This is a genomic window from Streptomyces sp. NRRL S-646, from assembly GCF_000720765.1.
Taxonomy (GTDB): domain Bacteria; phylum Actinomycetota; class Actinomycetes; order Streptomycetales; family Streptomycetaceae; genus Streptomyces.
On record NZ_JODC01000010.1, the window covers coordinates 440,680 to 460,000 of the forward strand.

Annotated in this window: 13 protein-coding genes and 1 pseudogene; 5 read left to right on the forward strand and 9 right to left on the reverse strand. The window is 69.7% G+C overall.

Translation table 11 applies throughout. The annotated features are described in order from the left end of the window. Nucleotides 1-87: 87 nt before the first annotated feature. Nucleotides 88-1,674, forward strand: coding sequence for a carboxylesterase/lipase family protein (locus IH68_RS0127860; RefSeq protein WP_030940244.1), 1,587 nt, complete (start codon nucleotides 88-90; stop codon nucleotides 1,672-1,674). A 13-nt stretch (nucleotides 1,675-1,687) separates the two neighbouring features. On the opposite strand, the gene IH68_RS0127865 is transcribed toward IH68_RS0127860, so the two are convergent. Beyond that, complete coding sequence (locus IH68_RS0127865) at nucleotides 1,688-2,743, reverse strand: LacI family DNA-binding transcriptional regulator (protein ID WP_030940246.1); 1,056 nt, start codon at nucleotides 2,741-2,743, stop codon at nucleotides 1,688-1,690. A 184-nt stretch (nucleotides 2,744-2,927) separates the two neighbouring features. Further along, on the reverse strand, nucleotides 2,928-3,854 hold the full coding sequence (gene mmuM / locus IH68_RS0127870; protein ID WP_030940248.1) for a homocysteine S-methyltransferase: 927 nt from the start codon (nucleotides 3,852-3,854) through the stop codon (nucleotides 2,928-2,930). A 128-nt stretch (nucleotides 3,855-3,982) separates the two neighbouring features. Here mmuM and IH68_RS0127875 point away from each other — a divergent pair, with 128 nt between their 5' ends. Beyond that, on the forward strand, nucleotides 3,983-5,383 hold the full coding sequence (locus IH68_RS0127875) for an amino acid permease (RefSeq protein WP_030940250.1): 1,401 nt from the start codon (nucleotides 3,983-3,985) through the stop codon (nucleotides 5,381-5,383). Nucleotides 5,384-5,399: 16 nt separating this feature from the next. On the opposite strand, the gene IH68_RS0127880 is transcribed toward IH68_RS0127875, so the two are convergent. Further along, nucleotides 5,400-7,502, reverse strand: a complete 2,103-nt coding sequence (locus tag IH68_RS0127880; protein ID WP_030940252.1) for a hypothetical protein — start codon at nucleotides 7,500-7,502, stop codon at nucleotides 5,400-5,402. 188 nt (nucleotides 7,503-7,690) lie between these two features. Between IH68_RS0127880 and IH68_RS0127885 the strand changes: the two genes are divergently transcribed. Together IH68_RS0127885 and IH68_RS0127890 are read left to right on the forward strand one after the other, a co-directional pair. Further along, on the forward strand, nucleotides 7,691-8,779 hold the full coding sequence (locus tag IH68_RS0127885) for a family 43 glycosylhydrolase (RefSeq protein WP_030940254.1): 1,089 nt from the start codon (nucleotides 7,691-7,693) through the stop codon (nucleotides 8,777-8,779). A 1-nt stretch (nucleotide 8,780) separates the two neighbouring features. Next, entirely contained in the window at nucleotides 8,781-10,193 is a 1,413-nt protein-coding gene (locus IH68_RS0127890) for an RICIN domain-containing protein (protein WP_030940256.1), read from the forward strand. 2 nt (nucleotides 10,194-10,195) lie between these two features. Here the strand turns inward: IH68_RS0127890 and IH68_RS0127895 are convergent, their stop codons facing one another. Continuing rightward, the gene (locus IH68_RS0127895; RefSeq protein WP_030940258.1) at nucleotides 10,196-11,872 is read right to left on the reverse strand and encodes a rhamnogalacturonan lyase B N-terminal domain-containing protein; all 1,677 of its coding nucleotides are present in this window, start codon (nucleotides 11,870-11,872) and stop codon (nucleotides 10,196-10,198) included. 206 nt (nucleotides 11,873-12,078) lie between these two features. On the opposite strand from IH68_RS0127895, the pseudogene IH68_RS58330 reads away from it, so the two are divergent. After that, nucleotides 12,079-12,411 (forward strand): annotated as a pseudogene (locus IH68_RS58330) (carbohydrate esterase); the annotation flags it as partial. A 54-nt stretch (nucleotides 12,412-12,465) separates the two neighbouring features. Here the strand turns inward: IH68_RS58330 and IH68_RS0127900 are convergent. The 5 genes from IH68_RS0127900 to shiA all read right to left on the reverse strand — a co-directional run bounded on the left by IH68_RS0127900 (nucleotide 12,466) and on the right by shiA (nucleotide 19,095). Beyond that, entirely contained in the window at nucleotides 12,466-14,088 is a 1,623-nt protein-coding gene (locus tag IH68_RS0127900) for a restriction endonuclease (RefSeq protein ID WP_051833760.1), read from the reverse strand. A gap of 204 nt (nucleotides 14,089-14,292) precedes the next feature. After that, a complete protein-coding gene (locus tag IH68_RS0127905; protein WP_030940262.1) occupies nucleotides 14,293-14,724 on the reverse strand; it encodes an AAA family ATPase in 432 nt (143 codons plus the stop codon). A gap of 116 nt (nucleotides 14,725-14,840) precedes the next feature. Then, nucleotides 14,841-16,661: a bifunctional sugar phosphate isomerase/epimerase/4-hydroxyphenylpyruvate dioxygenase family protein gene (locus IH68_RS0127910; RefSeq protein WP_030940265.1), complete on the reverse strand. Its 1,821-nt coding sequence runs from the start codon at nucleotides 16,659-16,661 to the stop codon at nucleotides 14,841-14,843. After that, a complete protein-coding gene (locus IH68_RS0127915; RefSeq protein ID WP_030940267.1) occupies nucleotides 16,654-17,634 on the reverse strand; it encodes a zinc-dependent alcohol dehydrogenase in 981 nt (326 codons plus the stop codon). The genes IH68_RS0127910 and IH68_RS0127915 overlap by 8 nt, the downstream gene beginning before the upstream one ends. Nucleotides 17,635-17,736: 102 nt before the next feature. Beyond that, the gene (gene shiA, locus IH68_RS0127920; protein WP_030940269.1) at nucleotides 17,737-19,095 is read right to left on the reverse strand and encodes a shikimate transporter; all 1,359 of its coding nucleotides are present in this window, start codon (nucleotides 19,093-19,095) and stop codon (nucleotides 17,737-17,739) included. Nucleotides 19,096-19,321: the final 226 nt, after the last annotated feature.

Genomic DNA, 19,321 nt, shown 5'->3' on the forward strand with positions numbered 1-19,321 from the left:
AATCGCGCACTGCACCGGAATACCGGGCGGATCTGTGGTGCTCTGGTGTTACCGGTGCAGGAGCGCGGTGAGGAGGCTGATGGTCGTATGACGGCAGCAGTCCAGGCAGACCCGGTGGTCAGCACGCCGTACGGGGCCGTACGAGGCCGGTACGAGCACGGAATCGCGGTGTTCCGGGGCGTCCCGTACGCCGCACCTCCCTTCGGCCCCCGCCGGTTCCGGCCGCCCGTGCCGCCCGAGCCCTGGGACGGCGTGCGCGACGCGGGCGCGTTCGGGCCGACGCCGCCGAAGCCGCCGTACTCCGAGGCCTTCGAGAAGTACCTGTCCGACCCCGTCGTCCCTGGTGACGACTGCCTCAATCTGAACGTGTGGACGCCGGAGCCGGGCCCCGGGGCCCGGCTCCCGGTTCTGGTGTGGCTGCACGGCGGCGCCCTGACCAGGGGATCATCCGCGGTTCCCGTGTACGACGGGCGGAACTTCGCCCGGGACGGCGTCGTCCTCGTCTCGGTCAACTACCGACTGGGCGTCGAGGGCTACGGACTGTTTCCGGACGCCCCCGCCAACCCCGGCCTGCGCGACCAGCTCGCCGCCCTGCAGTGGGTGCACGAGTCGATCGAGGCCTTCGGCGGCGACCCCGACCGCATCACCCTCGCCGGCCAGTCCGCGGGGGCGATCAGCATCGGCGCCCTGCTGGCCGCCCCGCAGGCGCAGGGGCTGGCACGGCGGGCGGTCCTGCAGAGCGGGCCGCCCGAGGCGTTCGAACGGGACAAGGTGCGGCGCATGGTGCGCCGCATGGCGACCCGCCTGAAGATCCCCGCCACCGCCGCGGCCTTCGCCGACGTCGACCGTGAACTGCTCCTGCGCACCCAGGCCGACGTGGGCAAACTCAGCAGTCCGGTGCTCGGCGGCCCCTCCTTCGGCATCGTCGTCGACGGCGACATCGTGCCGCGCGACCCCCTGGAGGCCCTGGTCGACGGCGACGCGGCCCGGGGCGTCGATCTGATGATGGGCTGGACCAGCGACGAGTACCGCCTCTGGCTCGTCCCCGGCGGCCTCGTGGAACGCGTCGACCGGCTCGGCGCGGTCGCCCTCGCCGGTGCCATGGCCCGCTGCCACTGCAACACCGAGGTACCCCGCGGCTACCGCACCCTGCACCCCGAGGCCGGCACCGCCGAGATCGTCGGCCAGATGGTCACCGACCACCTGCTGCGCCTCCCCATGCACCGGCTGGCCGACGCCCGCCCCGACACCTCGTACGTGTACGAGTTCGCCTGGCCTTCCAGCCTCCCCGACCTCGGCGCCTGCCACGCCCTGGAGCTCGGCTTCGTCTTCGACACCGGCGACGTACCGGAGTCACGCAAACTGGCCGGCGAGGGCGCGCCTCAGGAGCTGGCCGACACCATGCACGCGGCGTGGGTGCGGTTCGCGGCCGACGGGAACCCCGGCTGGGAGCCCTGGGACGCCAGGCATCCGGTGCGGATCTTCGACGCGGGCGAGCCCCGCACGGTCTTCGGGCCGCGGGACGCCGAAATCGCGCTGTGGACCGCCGACGCCCTCAGGCCTCCGCCATCCGCACCCGCATCGGTCCGGGTCGACGGCTCGCCCATGCGCAGCACGGAACTGCGGTCCGTCGTACGTCGGCTGCGGCTGCCCGGCTCGGTCCGCCGACAGTGACCACCAGGAGCGGCTACGGCTCCACTGCCGCCACCGAGTCCCGCACCACCACATGCGTCCCCAGCAGCAGATGCTCGTCCGGAGCGTCCGGGGTGCGGCCCAGGGCGGTACGGACGGCGAGGCGGCCCAGTTCCTCGTACGGGACGTGCACCGTGGTCAGGGCGGGATGCAGGTCACGGGCGAACGGGATGTCGTCGTAGCCGGCCAGGGAGACATCGCCCGGGACGTCCAGGTCCGCCTCGTGCAGAGCGGTCAGGGCGCCGGCCGCGACCATGTCGGTGGCGGCGACCACGGCCGTGAACTCCAGCCCGTCCTTGAGGGCTTCGCGCATCAGCCGGTGGCCCGCGTCACGGGTGAAGTCGCCGTGCAGGAGCAGCGCCGGGTCGGGCTCCAGGCCGCGGGCGCGATGGGCGGCGAGATAGCCGCGCTCCCGCCCCTGAGCCGTGGTGTGGTCCGGTTTGCCGCCGAGGAACAGAATCCGCCGGTGGCCCTGGGAGAGCACATGGGCGACCAGGGCGTGGGCGCCGCCCTCGTTGTCGTACTCGATGACCGTGACGGGCGCGCCGGGCCCGAGCGGCGGCCGTCCGCACAGCACCAGCCGCGACCCCGCCGACGCCAGGGAGTCGGCCATGCGGCGGGTGCGCTCGCGGTACTCGGCCGTGTCGGCGGCGCCGCCCACCAGGATCACGGAGGCGGCACGCTGGGCCCGCATCATCTCCACGAACTCCAGTTCGTGCTGCACATCCCCCTCCGTGCTGCACACCAGGCACAGATGGCCGAGCCGGGTCGCCTCGCGCTCCACGCCGTACGCCATGTGTGCGAACGAGGGCCCGGTGATGTCCTCGAGTACGAAGGCAAGGGTGGGCGTCCCGACCCCGGCGACCGCCTTGGCCCGCGCGTCGGCGACGTAGTCCATCTCCCGCACGGCCCGCATCACGCGCGTGCGGGTCGCCGAACTCACGGGGTAGACCCCACCGAGCACCCGCGACACGGTCGACGCGGACACCCCGGCCCGGGCCGCCACGTCCCGGATCGTGCTCCGGCTAGCGTCCTCACTCTTCCTCGTCACCCGACCCCCCACCCGTAGACAACAGCGGAAACACTACGGCAACCGGTTGCCACCGGCGAGGGAAAGCGCCCCTTCAGGGGCGCGGGGCTGTGTCAATATGCGGCTCCGCCGCGTGGGCGCGAACAACCACAACGAAGCTGCAGCCGCAAGACAAGAAAACCCCCACGGCGGGAAGGCGAACCGCTCAGCCCGCGCCGCCGCGCAGCACACCGGCGATCCCCGCAATGGCCTCCGGCCCAACCCTGCAGCACCCGCCGATCAGCCGCGCCCCCGACGCCCGCCAGCCCGTCACCTGCTCGGAGGTGAACGAGGAGCGCCCCCTCCAGGCACGCGCCTGCGCGTCCCAAGCCTCCCCACTGTTGGGATAGACAACAACCGGCTTGCCGGTAACGCGCGCCGCGGTCGCAACCGCTCCGTCCACATCCTCCGGCGCGCAGCAGTTGACGCCGACAGCGATCACCTCGTCCACATCGGCGGCAAGGCCGAAGGCCTCCTCCAGCGGCTGGCCGGCCCGAGTCCGTCCGCCCTCGACGGAGTAGGAGAGCCACGCGGGCACCCCCAGCCCGCGAACCGCCCGCAGCAGTGCAGCCGCCTCGTCGGAATCCGGCACCGTCTCCAGCGCCAGCACGTCGGGACGTGCAGTGGCCAGCACCTCCAGCCGCGGCCGGTGGAACCGCTCCAGCTCCTCGACGCTCAGCCCGTACCGCCCCCGGTACTCGGAGCCGTCCGCGAGCATCGCCCCGTACGGGCCGACGGAAGCGGCCACCCACAGCGGCCGCGCAACCCCCTTCGCCTGCGCCTGCAGCGCCGCCTCACGGGCCAACTCGACGCTCAGGGACAGCAGTTCGGCCGCCCTCTCCCGCCCGATCCCGCGCCCCGCGAACCCCTCGAACGTGGCCTGGTAGCTCGACGTGATCGCCACGTCCGCACCCGCCTCGTAGTACGCGAGGTGGGCCTCGGTGATCGCCTCTGGCCGCTCGGCGAGCAGCCGCGCCGACCACAGTTCGTCGCTCAGGTCGTGCCCGGCGGACTCGAGCTGGTTGGACATGCCGCCGTCGAGCACGACGGTTCCGGCGGCGAGGGCTTCGGCGAGAGTGGTGTTGCTGGTCATGACTTGACGCTAGTCGACGTGCCCGTGAGAGGCCGATTGTGTCCAGTAAATGAACTGGTTGCCCACCATGTGGGATGCCGGGTTACGATCACGCCCTTCCCCGTCCCCGCTCCTCCCCTGGAACCGCCATGACCGCGCCCAGCCCCGCCGAGGCCACGGACCCGTCCGGGCCCACCGAACCCGCGGCGAAGCCGACTCCCCGCCGCACCTTCGGCCTGGCCGCCGCCACCGCGCTCGTGATGGGCAACATCATCGGCGGCGGCATCTTCGCCCTGCCGGCCGCCGTCGCCCCGTACGGCACGGTGAGTCTGCTGGCGTTCGTCGTGCTGTCGGTCGCCGCGGTGCTGCTCGCCCTGCTCTTCGGGAAGCTGGCCCGGCGCAGCCCGGTCACCGGCGGGCTGTACGTGTACCCGCGCGACGCGTTCGGCCCGTTCGCCGGGTTCCTGTCGGCCTGGTCGTACTGGACGATGTGCTGGGTCAGCATCGCCGCCCTCGCCGTCGCGGTCGTCGGCTACGTCGACGTCCTGATCCCCCTGCACGGCAACCACGCCCTCGAAGCGGTAGTAGCGCTCGCCGCGCTGTGGCTGCCGGCGGCCGCGAACTTCGCCGGGACCCGCTGGGTCGGTGCGGTCCAGCTGGTGTCGACGATCCTGAAGTTCGTGCCGCTGCTGCTCGTCTCCACGATCGGGCTCTTCTTCGTCGACGCGGACAACTTCGGCCCGTTCAACGCCTCCGGCGAGAGCACGCCCGGCGCGCTCGCCGCCGCGGCCGCCCTGCTCCTCTACAGCTTCCTCGGCGTCGAGTCCGCCGCGGTCAGCGCGGGCGAGGTGGAGAACCCGGAGCGCAACGTCGGCCGCGCGAGCGTCCTCGGCACCCTGGGCTCCGCCCTCGTCTACCTCCTCGGCACGGTCGCCGTCTTCGGTCTCGTCCCGCACGACAAGCTGGTGAACTCCGGTGCCCCCTTCGCCGACGCCGTGAACGCGGTCACCGGTGGCTCCTGGGGCGGCACGGCCATCGCCCTGGTCGCCGTCGCCTCGATCACCGGTTGCCTCAACGGCTGGATCCTGATGGCCGCGCAGATGCCGTACGCCGCCGCGCGCGACGGCCTCTTCCCGGCACCGTTCGCCAAGGTCGGCAAGGGCGGGGTGCCCGGCTTCGGGGTCTGGGCCGTCACCGTCCTCGGCACGCTCCTGATCGCCCTGAACTACACGGCGGGCCCCGACACCACCTTCCGCGTCCTCGTCCTGATCACGACCTTCACCGGCTGCGTGCCCTACCTTCTGTCCGCCGCAGCGCAGCTGTACTGGCTGGCCCAGGGCACCCGCGAGCTCGTCCGCCCGGCCGGACTCGCCCGCGACCTGATCGTCGCCGCCCTGTCCTTCGCGTTCTCGTTCTGGCTGATCGCGGGCGCCGGTTACGCGGCCGTATACCAGGGCGTGCTGTTCCTGTTCGCGGGGATTCCGGTGTACGTGTGGCTACAGGGGCGGAAGCGGGAACCGGCGGGGGAGACGTCCGCGCTGTCCGTGTGAGGCGGTGAAGCGGCGGCTAACCGTGCGCCGCATGCCGTCCACCCCTCCGCTGCCCACCCCGCCCGCGCTTGACCGCGGGCACCACGAGCCCGGCGAGCAGCCCCGCCGCGAGCACGTACGGCCACCAACCGAGGCCGCTGCTCGCGCTGTTCGCGGTGCCGGCTGCCGCCGCCCCGGACGATGCCCTGTCCGGGTGGGCGGCGGCCGGGGAGGGGCTCCCGTGGGTCGCGGTCAGGGTGACGTCATTGCCGTCGCCGCCGCGGTAACTGATCCGGTACGTGATGTCGGCCAGCTTCAGCCGTGTGCCGTCCTTCAGCCCCCTGAAGGCACCGGTGGTCTTCGACTTCCCCGAGTGCTCGATGACGGTGATCGCACGGGAGGGCTTCGCTCCGGCGGCCGACAGGTCGAGGTCTCCGGCCAGTCGGACCGACGATCCCTTCACCTTCAACGGCTCGGCGCCCAGGACGAGTTCGCCCTTCGCGCTCTGCGTGTAGCTCCCGGAGACCGTGACCCCGCCCGCCACGACACCGTCGTTGGTCACCGCCCCCTTCACGGTGCCCTTGCCGGTGAGCGTGGTCGCCACGCGCAGTCCGGACGGCCCGGGGTCGAGCCGCGAGCCCGTCGAGCCGAGTCTGATCGTCTTGCTGCGGGCGAGGGTTGCGCCGGAGTGCAGCGCCAGGGTGCCCTTCTTGACCGTCGTCGTGCCGGTGTACGTCACCCCGCTTCCCGTCAGAGTCGCCGTGGCGGGCCCGGTCTGCGTCAGCGACCCGCTGCTGCTGATCCGGGACAGGGCCAGGGCCTTGCCCGTGTTGTTGAGCACCAGCGAGCCGTTGTCGACCACCTTGTAGAGGTCACCCTTGGTGTAGAGCCCGCCGTCCCCGCCCCGCTTGCCGCTGCCCAGTCGCAGTACCGCGCCCTTCTCGACCGTCGTCGAGCCGTTGTAGTACTGGACGGCGGCGAAGGTCACGTCGTTGCCCTTCGTCCCCTTGATGACGATGTCCCCGGCGCCGGGCGCGGCGAGCGTGTCGTGGAACCTGCCGCCGCCGATGGGGGCGCCCAGCGTCACCGGCCCGTCGTAGTCGAAGGTGAGCAGCGAACGGGAGCGTGCCGCGAGCAGGTTGATGTAAACGGTCTCTGCCGTGCCCGGCATGAAGATCTTGTCGGTCGTGCCGTTGCCCCACTGGACGTTCGCGCCCTTGATGTTGGTGCCGCGCTTGTTGACGTTCTTGTGCGCGGGCGTCCAGTTCAGGGACGGGTCGCTGAGTGAGGGGTTGGTGTCGCCGCCCTGGTTCGACCAGCTGTACTGGCCGGTCAGGACCACCTTGCTGCCCGGCCGGGACTGGATGTTGATGTCACTGCCGTACTCGCGCTGGTAGAAGTCCATGCCCATGGTCACGGTCTGGCCCAGCGGGGTGTCGACCGTGTACGTGCCCTGGTTGAGGATCTTGCGCACGTTCGGCAGCGATGTGGCGTACTCCGGGCGTCCGGCGTTCATCTGCGTGCCGTTGTCGATCACTCCGGAGAAGGTGTGGGTGCCCGACAGGTCCCAGGTGCCCCAGAGGAAGCGGGGCTGCGTGATCAGGCCCGAGCCGCTGATCGTGCCCAGGTTGTAGGCGCTCGTCAGCGACAGCCGTAGCGTGCCGTCGACCCGGATGTTGTCCTGGTTGAGCCGGAACGCCGGGGTGTTGTACGGGAAGTGCCCGATCAGCCCGGTCGTCCCGCCGGTGCCGTACTGCAGGGTCGCGCCCCGCTCGACGGTGATCGCGGGCGGGTCGGCGTCGGCCGTGGTGACGTACGGGTGGTTGCCGCCCTGCGTCTTCACCACCTGCCGCTGACGGGACCTGGGGAGCGTGAAGTCGCTGTCCTTGGTGAGGACCAGCGTCCCGCCGCCGCGCACGGTGAGCGCGCCCTCGCCGCGGAACACTCCGTCGTACGTCGTCGTCCCGGACGGCACGGTGACCACGGTGTCGCCGGTGAGCGTCACGTCCCGGTCGGCGAGCACATCGGCGGTGACGTCACGGGGACCGGCGGCCGCGGCGGGGGGAGCGGTGGAGAGCAGGGCGGCGACCGCCGCGAGGGCTCCGGCGACGGCTGCTGTCTGGTGGGTATGGCTGCGCACGTCGGAGGAGACGGCTGCGGAGGGCTGCGGATAACAGAAAATCCGCGGTGCGGCGGAAATGGCGAAAGCGCTCTCTGTCAGTCGCGTCAGACCCGTTGACCTCCTCGTTCCACACCCTTACCTTTTCGGCGTTCGTAATGACAGATGGTGTTCGCTACCTCGAACGTCCCCCGTCGAGAGGCAGCCGCATGAGCCGCAACAACGACCTGCCCCAACTCCCCAGCCGTCGCCTGATGCTGAAGGGAGCCGCCCTCGCCGCGGGCGCCCTGGCGGCCACCCCCGCCGTGGCCACCGCCGCGCCGACCCCGAAGGCGGCCCCGTTCGTGAACCCCCTCGTCCGTCAGCGTGCCGACCCCTACATCCACCGCCACGCCGACGGCCACTACTACTTCACGGCCACCGTCCCCGAGTACGACCGCATCGTCCTGCGCCGCTCCCGCACCCTGAACGGGCTTGCGACCGCCGCCGAGTCCGTGATCTGGACCAAGCACGCCACGGGTGTGATGGGCGCGCACATCTGGGCGCCGGAGATCCACCGCATCGGCGGCAAGTGGTACATCTACTTCGCCTCCGCGCCCGCCGAGAGCATCTGGGACATCCGCATCTGGGTCCTGGAGAACGCCAACGCCGATCCCTTCAGGGGAACCTGGGTGGAGAAGGGCCAGGTGAAGACCGCCTGGGAGACCTTCTCCCTGGACGCCACCACCTTCAGCCACCGCGGCACCCGCTATCTCGTCTGGGCCCAGCACGAGCCCGGCATGGACAACAACACCGCTCTCTGGCTGTCGAAGATGGCGAACCCATGGACCCTGACGGGTCCTCAAGTGCGGCTCTCGACCCCGGAGTTCGACTGGGAGACGGTCGGCTACAAGGTCAACGAGGGCCCCGCGGTCCTCGCCCGCAACGGCCGCCTCTTCCTCTCCTACTCGGCCAGCGCCACCGACTACCACTACTGCATGGGCCTGCTGACCGTCGACGCGAACGCCGACCTGATGGACCCCGCCAACTGGTCCAAGTCGCCGACCCCGGTCTTCACCAGCAACGACTCCACCAAGCAGTACGGCCCCGGCCACAACTGCTTCACGGTCGCCGAGGACGGCCGCAGTGACGTCCTCGTCTACCACGCCCGCCAGTACAAGGAGATCACCGGCGACCCCCTGAACGACCCCAACCGCCACACCCGGATCCAGAAGCTGGGCTGGAACCCGGACGGCACCCCCCACTTCGGCATCCCCGTGGCCGACACGGTCGCCGGCTCCGCGAAAGAGAGTGCGTGAGATGAGACGTGCGTACGCGGTACTGCTCGCCCTCTGCCTGGGCCTGTTCGGCGCCCTCGCGACCGCCGGCCCGGCGCTGGCCGCCGCCCAGACCGTCCCCAACGGCGTCCAGTTCACGGACACTTCGGGCAACGCCGTCCACGCCCACGGCGGCGGCGTCATCAAGGTCGGCTCGTACTACTACTGGTTCGGCGAGGACCGGAACAGCGACAACACCTTCAAGTACGTGGACGCCTACCGCTCCACCGACCTGAAGAACTGGGAGTTCACGAACCACGTCCTGACCCAGTCGTCCGCCTCCGAGCTGGGCACCGCCTACATCGAGCGCCCGAAAGTCATCTACAACGCCTCCACCGGCAAGTTCGTGATGTGGATGCACAAGGAGAACGGCGTCGACTACAGCCAGGCCCGCGCGGCCGTCGCCGTCTCCGACACCGTCGACGGGAACTACACCTACCAGGGAAGCTTCCAGCCGCTCGGGCAGTACATGTCCCGGGACATCACGACCTTCGTCGACACCGACGGAACCGCTTACATGGTCTCGGCCGCCAACGAGAACTACGACCTGCACATCTACAAGCTCACCGCCGACTACACCGGCATCGCCGGTCTGGTCGCCAACCCGTGGCCGGGCGGCCACCGCGAGGCCCCGGCCCTCTTCAAGCGCAACGGCGTCTACTTCATGCTGACTTCGGCCGCCACCGGCTGGAACCCCAACCAGCAGCAGTACGCCACCGCGACCAGCCTCTCCGGCCCGTGGACCTCGATGACGAACGTCGGCGACTCCACCGCCTACGGCTCGCAGACCGCGTACGTCCTGCCCGTCCAGGGCACTTCGGGCACCTCGTACCTCTACATGGGCGACCGCTGGGGCAACTCCTTCGGCGGTACGGTCAACGACTCCCGGTACGTCTGGCTGCCGCTGACCTTCCCGAGCTCCACCTCGATGTCCATGTCCTGGTCCCCGGAGGTCACCGTCGACACGGCCGCCGGGACCGTCACCGGCACCAGCGCCACGTACAACACGCTGATCGCGCGGCACAGCAGCAAGTGCGCCGACGTGACCAGCCAGTCGCTGTGGCAGGGTGCCCAGATCAAGCAGTACGACTGCAACGGCGGCACCAACCAGAAGTACTGGTTCAAGTCCCTGGGCAGCGGCTACTACCAGCTGGTGGTCAGGAACAGCTCCCTGTGCGTGCAGGAGAACGCGAGCACGGTCACCCAGGAGAACTGCAGCAGCGCGGCCACCACCCAGCAGTGGTCGCTGACCACCTCGGGCTCCTACGTCAACGTCAAGTCCCGCGCGAGCGGCGAGTGCCTGGACGTGTCCGGCGCGTCCACCGCCAACTCCGCCGCGATCATCACGTACACCTGCAATGGCGGTACCAACCAGCAGTGGACGCGCGGGACCTGACGTCAGATCAGCAGATCGATCGCATCGATTGACGTTCCCGCACTGAGGAAGGAGGTCGTCCCCGAGCCGCTCACCACGTTGATCTTCAGCACGTTGTACTGGCTGGTGTCCGTGAGCCAGGCACTCGCCGGCACGCTGTAGGTGAACGTGTAGTTGTTGCCCCGGTAGGAGCCCACGGTCAGCGACCGGGTGCTCGGCTGGGAGGGCGGCGAGGGGATCGACGACGTCCAGTCGTTGACGGAGATCTGCGGTCGGCCGTTCGCGTAGGCCGTCGTCACGCCGATGCGCAGGGTGTGCGCGGCGGCGGCCTGCGCGGCGGTCAGCTTGAAGTAGACGAGGAGGCCGCTGTTGACGTCCTTCCAGAGGTAGCAGGGGAAGGCCGAGGTCTCGGTGCCGCTGCCGATGACGACGTTGCCGGTCCAGGACGCGGCCCGGCTGTCGGACGGGTGCGCGTACGTCATCAGGTCCGCGTTCTTGAACCCGCTCGGCGAGCCGTTCCAGTCCCCGATCCGCCAGATCGCGCTCGCGTTGCCGGGGTCGTTGGAGGACGGGATCGCGATGGTGTTGAGGGTGGTCGTACCGCCCGCGGTGACCGTCACCGAGCTGGTGTAGACGGCCAGTTCACCCTTGAAGACGGTCAGGGTGTACGTCCCCGGCAGCACGCCCGGGATGGAGAAGTAGCCGTCCGAGGAGCGGGCCGACCCCCAGTACTGGGCGGCCGAGTTGGCGAGCCCGACGGTGTACGGGAACGCCGTGTTCCGCCCGGTGATCCCGACGCCGGCGACCTTGCCGCGGCCGCTCGCCGCGACGTATCCCGAGATGCCGAGCGAGTCCGCCCACGAGGTCGTGAGGTTCGCGTGGTACAGCCCGGAGGAGGGCGCGCCGCCGTCCGTGAAGGCGATGACGTACGGGCCCTGGAGGCCGAAGCGCTGGGCCTCCGTCTGGTTCTCTCCGTAGTAGAGGATCTCGTACAGGCCGCCGCCGTCGGCGCTCTGGTGGCGCAGGAGGGAGCGGTAGAAGGGGCCGCCGGAGGCCTTCTCGTGGTTGGAGCGGACCACGTACAGGCCGACGCTCCCCGTCGACCAGCCGATGTAGTCGTAGTCGACGACGCGCAGCTTCGAGTAGTGCTTGGAGCGGGTCTGGCCGTCGGACTTCTCGAAGACGTCCGAGGCCTCGACGGTGGTCGGCGCGTAGGTGTACGAGTCGGGCTCGTCGTTGAGGAACATGCCGGCCTTGACGCGCACGATGTAGCGGGTGGCGCTGACCGAGTCGTCGGCCTTGTTGGTCCACAGGTAGACGTTGTTCTCGCCGCTGCGGGCCGCGTAGTAGTGCTTGAGGGTGCCGTAGGTGACGGAGATCAGGATCGTTGAACCGGACTGTTTGACGGTCACCGTGGAGGTGCCGAGGCCGGACTCGATGTGCGAGTTCTTGCCGCCGTAGCCCTGGTACTCGGTGCCTTTGTAGACCAGCGAGGTCAGGTCGCCGTTGGTCTTGCTGACCTTGAAGACCAGGCTCGCGCCGGTGTCGACGACGTAGTTCGACCCGTCGTCGGAGTAGCCGAAGCTCGCGGCCGACGCCGGGACGGCGAGCGGCCCGGCGAGGGCGGCCGTCCCGGCGGCAGCGGCGGAACCGAGGACGAAGGTGCGGCGGCCGACCGGTCTGTTCGCGGTTTCGGACATGGGGGGTGCCTCCTCCGGAAGCCATGTGGGGATGGTGCGAGTGGTTGTGAGGGTGACAGTTGAATCGATTTCGCGAAAGGGCTTTCGCGCGCAGGAGGTTGGCAATCTTGTGAAATCGGTCCAGAAGCTAGAAAGCGCTTGCGGAGAGCGGTACGGTCCCTGCCGCCAGGCCTTGTCGTCCGGTCGTTTCTCGGAGGGACACGCGAATGAGACGTTTCAACCTCGCCCTGCTGGCAGCGCTGACACTGAGCGCCGGCCTTGTGGCCGCACCGGCCCAGGCCCACGAGGGGCACCGGCCCCTCGGTATCGAGAACTGCACTGCCGGCGACTGCCATTTCGACGTGCCGCCCGGCACGTACGACGTGAAGGTCCTCCTCGGCGGCGAGGCCGCATCCAGCACGAGCATCAGCGGCGAGACCCGGCGCTCCCTGCTCCCCGAGACACCCGCGGCGGCCGGCGAGCACGTGGCCCGCGGCTTCAGTTTTTGTTGGGGCCCGGTCGCTGGCGAGCGAGAAGCCGGGCCTTCGGCATGTGCTGGATGGGCTGGCCCCTGTCGGTCTGGTGCTGGAACACCGGCGTGGTGGGGGCCGTTTCTAGGCGGCGATTGGCTTCGACTCGGTCGGCTTGCGCCGGAGCAGGGCTTGCACGCGGTCCCGCTGCTCGGGGGTGAGTGGGGGTGCCTGGTTGGCCAGTTCCTGAGCGTAGAGCCGAACGTCCCGCCCAACCGCCGGTCGCTGCTCGTCGCCGTCCTCGGACTCCCACCACTCGGCGACAATGCGCAGCGCGTGGGCGTCTGAAGTCCTGGCCCGCTCGTACGACCACAGTTCGTAGCGCTCCTGCGGCTTGCTGAGGGGATGGTACGAGCGCAGGTTGCATACGATCACGCCAGTGCGGTCCAGGTCACTTGCCAGATCGTCGGGGGGCTGGAGGTCAGTGCCGTAGAAGGGATTCACCGCCAGGAGGCCGACGACCCAGTCTTCCTCGTCCCCGCGTTGATCGGCGGGCTCGATGATGTACCCGAGCACGTGCAGCGGGAGGCGGCCGTCGAATCGCTGTCGGGTGACTGACCGTTCGACCAGCGGACGGAAGTAGCCGCGGCTGGGGACGTCGAACTGCCGGTAGAGCTGCTGCAGCGAGCCAGGGTCCAGCGGTATTCCGATGAGCTGGAAGGAGACATTGCAGCGCATGACGTGGCGTGTTTCTTCTGCGGAGATGCTGCCTGACACGGTGTAGAAGCCGCCGTCACAGACTTCGAAGTAGACGAACTCCTCGCTGTGGTGGGGATCTTCAAGCTCACTGGTCCGTTCTTCCCAGTTCTTGAGGGCCTCGGCAAAGCCATCGGCGCCACAGCCATGCCAGTTCCGGCCATGCTGCTGGATGCTCCATTGACTCCGCTCTCCCATCCACCCCAGTTCGTTCAGCGCGTCAAGGAGGCGGAGGAGGTCAGGCTGGCCCCATGCGGTGACTGGCATATCCAGGCACACGCCGCTTCCCGCAGCCGGCACCCAGTCGACATCGGGCAGGTCGAGGCAGAAGACCCCGGGGCTGAACCCTCCTGCTCCGTAAAACCATGGCTCCGTGTCCCCGCTGCCGTTGAGCAGCCTGTAGCGGCTCCTAGGCAGCTTCCCTGCCGTCTTGCGCGAACTGCGGGCGGCCTTCTCGGCCTCACGCTCCTTTTCGCCGCGATGGACACGCCCGTGGACAACGAGTTCATCGTGTTTCAGGCGAAGAAGGCGGTCCAACTCTTGCGGGTCCCTCAGAACCCTGAGGATGTCGACCTTGTCGAAGACGAGGACCAGTCCATCCCTGCGGTCTCTGACGATCTCCCCGTCCGCTTCCCCGGTGATCCCGGACATAGTGAAGAGCAAGCCCACAACAGTGCCGTCAAGATGGCGCAGTCGGGTGCGGACCTCACCGATGACCTTGCTACCGGAGCGTCGGCTCTCCCACTTCGCTTCAACGAGATAGTGGCGGCTGTGGGAGATGACTGCGAAGTCGGTCTGCCGGGGGCGCGCCATCCTCGGATTGTGCACGACCTGGTAGTGAGCCCGTCGAAACATCCGCTCCAGCAGTGATTCGAGCTTGTAGCCGCGGCGCTGCGTGTTGGAGACCGACCGCAGGGCGGCCAGATCCCGGAGCAGATCCGACTCGTGCCAAGGCTCGATTTCGAGGTCGTCGTCCGCTGCGTCAGGGGGTTCCTCTTCATGGATGGCCATGACTGGTCATCTTGGCGCACGGCTACGACAACGCGGCCCCTCCAGCGGGGCTGGCTGCCCCAACCCACTTGTTGTTCAAGGCCCGTCATCACGAGGTGGCGGGCTGCCCTCTTGCCCGTCACATGTCGAGACGGGTGGCTGTGGCCGCGTTGACGGGCTGGGCGTCACGTGCCGATCCTCCTGCCTACGCCGACGCCGGCCGGCTCAGAGCCGGACCGCGCCCGTCTGGCCGGTCCGCGGCGATCCGGTCGAACTGCACAAGGCCGGGGTGCCCCGGCAAACCTTCGCAGCCATCTGGTTGTTGAGGAGTGAACTCCTGCTTCCCGTGTGGACGCCCGCGTTCGCGACCCGAGACCGCGGCACTTCCAAGGCGTCCAGTACCTCCCTGACGACCTGGCCCGGTTCCGCCCCCTGCGAGCCCTGAGCCCGCATCACTCGGGCTCCCCCCCCCGCGGCGGCACGTCGGGCCAGCAGGCCCAGCAGGCTCGTCTTACCGATCCCGGGATCGCCGGTGATCTCCAACACCGCGCCCTGACCGGTACGCCGACGGCGCACCACCCCGGAAAGGTACTCGGTCTCCATGCGTCTGCCCGCGAGCACGGCGTCATTCTCGCGTCCCGGAGTCTCGACGAGCACGCGGTCCTTCTCGTCTCTCCGCAGGCAGCGCGACTACCAGGTCGTCGGTCGTGCGTCTCGGATCGCGTTCATGCCTGCTGTGGATCGTATGAGGGACATTTCCCAACAGGCCACGGTCATCGGCGCTGTGCGGCCAGACGTACGGGGGCGTTGACGGCGCCGTAACCGCGGTAGCCGCCGGTGCGCTGGACGATCTCGAAGAAGACGCGGCCCACGGTGGCCGTGTAGCAGTGCCGGAACTCGCCTCCGTGTTCGTCACGGTCGTAGAGGATGTCGAGTTCCCGGTACATGTCCAACTCACCGGGGGCGAACACGTAGCGGGCGTCGAGATCGTCGTAGTAGTTGGCGGGGATCGCCAGCAGTTCCGCTCCGGCGGCCCGGATGCGGCGTACGGCGGAGGTGATGTCGTCGGTGGCGAGGGCGATGTGCTGGGCCCTGGTCCGGGTCTCCGCCGCCGGGCTGGGGGCAAGGTTGAGGACGAGACGGAAGGCGCCGGTCTCGTCGGACAGGGCGCGGCTGCGGAAGAGGCCGTAGGGGTCGGCGAGGTCGACGCTCTCGTGCGGGCGCAGCCCGAGGACGGTGCGGTGGAAGAGGACTGCCTCGTCGAAGTGGTGCCAGGGCTGGGTCAGGGCCACGTGGTCGACGCCGGTGACGATGCCGTCCGCCGAGCCGACGGTGGGAGTGAAATCGCTTGTCCAGTCGGGGTGTTCGGGACGCCGGGTGGCGCAGAAGAACAGTTCGGTTCCGTCGGGGGCGGCGACGGCGTCCAGGGAGATGTCCGCTTCGCGGCGGCGGCGGGGCAGCACCGGGGCGAGCAGGGACTCGGCGCGGTCGGCGGCGGAGCGGGGGTCGGGGGTCTCAAGACCGATGGCGGCCAGCGCCGTGCCGTCGATGGGGGTGTCCCCGCTCGAGCGAAGCCGAGAGTGGGGGGTGTCGGTGCCGTGGTTCAGGAGGATGCGGGCGTTGCCCTGTTCCCACAGCTCGACCGGCTTTCCGGCGTGCCGTCCGGTCCGTTGGAAGCCCAGCCCGGCCAGCAGTTCGGTCACCGGTTGCGGGTCGGCGGTGGCGAGTTCGGCGAAGGCGACGCCGGACGGGACGACGAGGGCGGGGAGGGGGGCAATGCCCGCGCTCTCCTCCAGGGCGATCAGCGAGCGCAGCGCGTCGACGGCGGTGCTGCCCGCGTCCGCCTGGCGGAACACGTCGTTGAAGACCTCCAGCGAGAGCGGGCCGCGGTACCCGGCGTTCACGACATGGCGGACGAGGGAGGTCACGTCGAGGCCGCCCTGGCCGGGGAAGCAGCGGTAGTGGCGGCTCCACTGCAGGACGTCCATGGCCATCAGCGGGGCGTCGGCGAGCTGGAGGAAGAAGATCTTCTCGCCGGGGATGTTTTCGACGCCTTCGAGATCCTTCGGTTCCGAGCCGCGGGAGAGGATGTGGAAGCTGTCCAGGCAGACGCCGAGCGCGGGGTGGTCCGCCTGTTCGACGATGCGCCAGCCGTGGTCGTACGTGCTGACGTGCCGTCCCCAGGCGAGCGCCTCGTAGGCGACTCGGATGCCGAACTCCTGGGCCAGATCGGCCAGTCGGCCAAGCTGATCGGCCGCCAGGGTGTCGTCGTCCAGAGCATGCGGGGAGACGTTGGAGCACACCAGGAGCGTGTCGGTCCCGAGCCTGCGCATCACGTCGAACTTGCGCTCGGCGCGGCGCAGGTTCCGTACGAAGTCCTCCTCGGGAACGGCCTCCACGTCCCGCATCGGCTGGTAGAGGTCGATACCCAGTCCCAGGTCAGCGGTGCGGGCGCGGACCTCCTCGGGGCTGAGCAGGCTCGCCAGCAGGTCGTTCTCGAAGATCTCGACGCCGTCGAAGCCCGCGCGGGCGGCCGCGGTCAGCTTCTCGGTCAGCGAACCGCTCAGGCAAACGGTCGCGATGGACTTACGCATCCTGGTCGCCCCTGATCGTGATCCACGTCTTCCCGGCGCGTTCGGCGGCGCCGGCGAACGCCTGCTGGGCCTCGTCGAGCGGGAAGCACGCCTCGACGACGGCTCCGGGGCGGGCCACGGACAGCTCGGCGATCGCGGTGGTGAAGTCGCCGGGGTGGTCGTAGATCATCGACCCCCGGATCACCAGCTGCCGGCGGACCACGTCGTCGGTGGTCAGCGGCAGATGCTGGGCATTGAGGCCGATCAGGACGACGGTGGCACCGGGGGCGGCGCGCTCCACGGCAGGGCCCAGCGCGGGTCCGTGGCCGGAGGTCTCGAAGACATAGGTGAACCCGGTGCGGCCGTCGTCGTGTGTCGCGCCCAACCGCTCGGCGTGGGCGAGCCGTTGCGGATGCGGTTCGGTGACGACCGGCTCGATGCCGAGGCGGGACAGAATCAGGCAGACCAGCAGCCCCTGGGCGCCGGCGCCGACGACCAGGCAGCGGTCCGCTGCCGTGACGCCGCTGCGCCGTACGGCGGCCAGTGCCACCGTGTACGGCTCGGTAGCGGCGAGGTCGGCGCCGGTCAGACCGTCGGGGACGGGATGGGAGAAGTGCGCGGGCAGGGCCACGCGTTCGGCGAGGACGCCCGGGGTGTTCAGTCCGACGATGGCCCGGTGCGGGCAGGCCGAGGTCAGGCCGGTGAGGCAGTCGGCGCACTTCAGACAGGCGTAGTTGGGTTCGATGACCACGCTCTGGCCCACCTGACGGTCGCGCACCTCGGTGCCCACGGCGGCGATCCTGCCGAAGCCCTCGTGGCCCATGACCCATGGCATCGCCGGCGGCCGCCGCCTGCCGTGGAAGACGGCGAGGTCGGTACCGCACAGCCCGACACCGTCCATGTCCACGACGACGTCGTACGGTCCGCAGTGGGGCTCCGGCTGGTCGTCGACGATCTCAATCCGGTCCGGTGCGGTGAGGACAGCTGCTTTCACCAGAACTCCAAGCGGTCCACTAGACGGTTCAAATATTCCGCTGTGCGGTCACCCTACGGCGCGAAAGGTGCCCCCAACAAGAGTTGGGGGCACCTTTGACGGTCAGGCGGTCGCGTCCGCCGCCGCGTGGTCTCGTACGCCCTCCGGCGCACCGGCGGCCACGTCGTCGCCCCGCATGCGCAGCGCGACGACGAAGGAGACCGCACAGCCGAGAGCGATGTATCCCGCGACCAGACCCCAGCCGCCGCCCGCCCAGATCACCAGGGAGCTGGCGATGAACGGGGTGAAACCGCCGCCGATCGCGCTGGCGAGCTGGTAGCCCACGCCGGCGCCGCTGTAGCGGTACTCCGGGCCGAACATGTCGGTGAACAGGGACTGCTGGACGGAGACCGCCATGTCGTGCGCGACGTTCACCAGCAGCACCGCGCAGGCGACGATCAGCACCATCGATCCGGACTCCATCGCCCAGAAGTACGGCACCGCGCTCACGGCACCCGCAAGGGCGCCCCAGCAGTAGACCCGGCGGCGGCCGAAACGATCGGCGAGGTAGGCGAAGGCCGGGATGGTCAGTACGGCGAGCCCGCCGACGGCCAGGTTGACGTTGAGCAGGCTGTCGCGGTTCAGACCGAGTTCGCCGGTGCCGTACGCGAGGCCGAAGGTCGTCACGCCGTAGAAAGTGAACAGCTCCACGAGGCGCAGCCCGATGATCGCGAAGAAGCCGGTCGGATGGGAGCGGACCGCGCTGAGCAGCGGGACGCGCGGTCGCGCGGTCTCCGCCATCGTGGCGACCCGCTCGGTGAAGACCGGAGACTCCTCGACCCTAGCCCGGACGATCAGGCCGACGATCACCAGGGCGGCACTGACCAGGAAGGGCACCCGCCAGCCCCAGGAGCGGAAGGCGGCGTCCGAGACAGTGCCCGACATGACCTTGGTGATCAGCGTGGCGAGCAGCAGGCCGACGGACGCGCCGACCTGGACTCCGCTGCTGTAGAGGGAGCGCCACTTGCGGGGCGCGTTCTCCACCGCCATGAGCGCGGCGCCGCCCCACTCGCCGCCGACCGCGAAGCCCTGCGTGGCGCGCAGCAGCACGAGCAGCGCGGGCGCCCAGACCCCGGCCTGCGCATAGGTGGGCAGAACGCCGATCAGGGTGCTGGCCGTACCCATGATCAGCATGGTGAGGACCAGCATCCGCTTGCGGCCGAGCCGGTCCCCGAAGTGGCCGAAGACGATGCCGCCCAGCGGACGGAAGAGGAAGCCGACGCCGAAGGTGGCCCAGGCCGCCAGGGTGCCCACAGCCGGGGAGGAGCCGGGGAAGAACAGGTCGGGGAAGAAGAGGCCCGCGACGATGCCGTAGAGGAAGAAGTCGTACCAGTCGACGACAGCTCCCATGAAGCTCGCAATCGCCGCCCGCTTCGCCAGGCCGGCGTCACCGGCCTGGGTCGCCTGCTGAGTACTGCTCATCTCACACACTCCGTTGTATGGGCTGGACCGGTGGCCGCCGGCCACGTGAGAGTCACGCGGGGCGGGACCGCCGGGATGGCTGCGGTGGGGACAGACGCGACGCGACGGCGAGGAGCCCTGGGGTGCGAGCACACGGTCTCGTGCGTACCGGGCCATCGCCACGGAGGTGCGGGCGGCGACCCTCGATCACTTGGTCCACAGTGCGGATCAAAAGGACCGATGAGCG

Excerpts from the sequence above, each read along its gene's own strand:
- IH68_RS0127860 (WP_030940244.1), top strand. The coding sequence starts at position 88 with ATGACGGCAGCAGTCCAGGCAGACCCGGTGGTCAGCACGCCGTACGGG.
- mmuM (WP_030940248.1), bottom strand. The coding sequence starts at position 3,854 with ATGACCAGCAACACCACTCTCGCCGAAGCCCTCGCCGCCGGAACCGTC.
- IH68_RS0127875 (WP_030940250.1), top strand. The coding sequence starts at position 3,983 with ATGACCGCGCCCAGCCCCGCCGAGGCCACGGACCCGTCCGGGCCCACC.
- IH68_RS0127885 (WP_030940254.1), top strand. The coding sequence starts at position 7,691 with ATGAGCCGCAACAACGACCTGCCCCAACTCCCCAGCCGTCGCCTGATG.
- IH68_RS0127890 (WP_030940256.1), top strand. The coding sequence starts at position 8,781 with ATGAGACGTGCGTACGCGGTACTGCTCGCCCTCTGCCTGGGCCTGTTC.
- IH68_RS0127895 (WP_030940258.1), bottom strand. The coding sequence starts at position 11,872 with ATGTCCGAAACCGCGAACAGACCGGTCGGCCGCCGCACCTTCGTCCTC.
- IH68_RS0127900 (WP_051833760.1), bottom strand. The coding sequence starts at position 14,088 with ATGGCCATCCATGAAGAGGAACCCCCTGACGCAGCGGACGACGACCTC.
- IH68_RS0127910 (WP_030940265.1), bottom strand. The coding sequence starts at position 16,661 with ATGCGTAAGTCCATCGCGACCGTTTGCCTGAGCGGTTCGCTGACCGAG.
- shiA (WP_030940269.1), bottom strand. The coding sequence starts at position 19,095 with ATGAGCAGTACTCAGCAGGCGACCCAGGCCGGTGACGCCGGCCTGGCG.